This is a genomic window from Alienimonas chondri, from assembly GCF_013036045.1.
Taxonomy (GTDB): domain Bacteria; phylum Planctomycetota; class Planctomycetia; order Planctomycetales; family Planctomycetaceae; genus Alienimonas; species Alienimonas chondri.
Window position 1 is genome coordinate 1 of the sequence record NZ_WTPX01000321.1, and the last position, 1,637, is coordinate 1,637.

The window sequence follows — 1,637 nt, forward strand, 5'->3', positions numbered from 1 at the left end:
CGCCCCCCTCCCATGACCGCCGCCGCTCCGAACCAGACCCCGCCGCCGACCGCGGCCCCGCCGGGCGACGAGGCGTTCGCTCCGGACGGCGATTCGTCCACCGTCGCTTCGCCGTCGGATCCCTCGTCATCGGGCCGCTCGTCGGTGAACTCGTCGGTAAAACAGTGCCCGAGTTGTCGGTCGCCGCTGCCGGAGGACGCCCCCGCGGGGCTGTGTCCGCGGTGTTTGCTCAGCGGGGGATTGATGTCGCAGCTGACCGGGACCGGCGGGGGGAACCCCGGGCGGTTCGTGGCGCCGGGGTTGGAGGAACTCGCGGAGCATTTCCCCGACCTCGATTTGCAGGCGATGCTCGGCCGGGGGGGGATGGGAGCCGTTTATAAGGCGAGGCAGGCGAAGCTGGACCGGGTGGTCGCCTTGAAGGTGCTGCCCCCCGAAGTCGGCCGCGACGCCGCCTTCGCGGAGCGGTTCCTCCGCGAGGCCCGCACGCTGGCCCGGCTGAACCATCCGAACATTGTACAGGTGTACGACTTCGGTCAGACGACCCCGCCGCCCGGCCCGGACGGCGAGCCGCGACCGGGGCTGTTCTATTTCCTGATGGAATACGTCGACGGGGCGAACCTCCGCGACGTGATGAACGCCCACGGTTCGCCGTCGCCGTTAGGCGGCGCGCGTCCCGATGACGGCGCGCCGCCTAACGGCGACGGCGAACCGATGCAGCCGGCCCAAGCATTGGAGATCGTGCGGCAGATCTGTGCGGCGCTGCAATTCGCCCACGCCCGCGGGATCGTGCATCGGGACGTGAAGCCGGAGAATATTCTGCTCGATCCCAAGGGCGACGAAGGTCGCGGGCGGGTGAAGATCGCGGACTTCGGTCTGGCGAAGCTGGGCCGAGGCGAGGACATCGCGACCGGCACGCCGTGGACGCTGACCGGCACCCGGCAGGCGATGGGCACGCCGCATTATATGGCCCCCGAACAGATGCGCGGCACCCGCGACGTGGACCAGCGGGCGGATATTTATTCGCTCGGCGTGGTCTTCTACGAACTGCTGACCGGCGAACTCCCGCTGGGCCGCTTCGCCCCGCCGTCGCACCGTTCCCGATCGCACGGCCGCGACGGGGCCGACGTGCGGCTGGACGACATCGTCATGAAGGCGTTGGAGGGCGAACCGGCGAAGCGGTATCAAACCGTCTCCGACGTGCGGGCCGCGGTCGATTCGCTGGGTCTGCCCAGCGACCCTGCGACGCCGCAGATCGGCGGGCTGGGCGAGGCGCCGGTCGATCCGTTCGACCCGCCGGCGCTCGACGACTCAGGGACGGCCGTCGCCCCGCTGCCGGATGTCGGTGCGGACGGTGCGGCGGACCGCGTGCCCGTGACGATCAGCGACCCGGCGCTGCGGGAATGGGAGGTCGCCCGGACGACGCCCGCGCTCAGTCTGGCGGCCGTCTTCTGCGGTCTGCTGGCGATCGTGGGCGTCGCCGTGTGCCTGAACGCATTGTTCTTCGCCCCGAGTTCGCAAGCCGACGAAACATTGGTCGCGGGACTGGTCCTCGCCCCGGCGGCGCTGTGCCTCTATCTGCCGTTCGCTGCCCAGGTCGCCGCGGTCCGCGGGGGCGAGGACCAGTCCCGCGACCAATG

The 1,637-nt window shown here is 70.7% G+C and carries 1 protein-coding gene; it reads left to right on the plus strand.

All coding sequences use genetic code 11. The features are described from left to right. Positions 1 to 243 precede the first annotated feature (243 nt). On the plus strand, positions 244 to 1,637 hold a 1,394-nt coding region (locus LzC2_RS21395; protein WP_171190051.1), incomplete at its 3' end, for a serine/threonine-protein kinase.